Source organism: Oleiphilus sp. HI0132 (genome assembly GCF_001635845.1).
In genome coordinates, this window is record NZ_LWGJ01001881.1 from 1 (window position 1) to 464 (window position 464).

Below are 464 nucleotides of genomic sequence, written 5' to 3' on the forward strand. Positions count from 1 at the left end.
GATCGCTATTCAACATATTGAGACATTAAAGGAACATTGATCTTATAATGAATAAGGAACAACTGAATCTACTCGAAACACTGGAGAACAAAGGCGATTACGAACAACTAATTACGAATATTAGATTGATTCTACAAAGCGACCGTAAAAACTATGCGCACCCTTATATTAAGCGCTGGTGCGGCATTCGATGGAGAAATATATTTCTAACCGAAGCACTTCAAGACAATATTGCTTTAAAAAAAGCAGATAAAACCAAACTACTTGGCCGCAAAGACAAGCGACCAAACAAACAAAAACTTGCAGAACAGTTTTTGAGGGGCGATGAAATACGGGAATGGAAACTGGAAATCCCCGAATTTAAGAGCACAAATAGAGTTCGTAATACTACGCTAATATTCTCACCCGGTCTGTTGAATGGCATGTTGCCTGTTAGGGCTTTTCAAAACGCCTTCCCTAAAATC

At 38.6% G+C, this 464-nt stretch carries 1 protein-coding gene; it reads left to right on the plus strand.

The window, feature by feature from the left end; translation table 11 throughout:
- Positions 1-47: 47 nt before the first annotated feature.
- Positions 48-464: hypothetical protein (locus A3766_RS28425; RefSeq protein WP_156509221.1), on the plus strand; the 417-nt coding region annotated here is incomplete at its 3' end.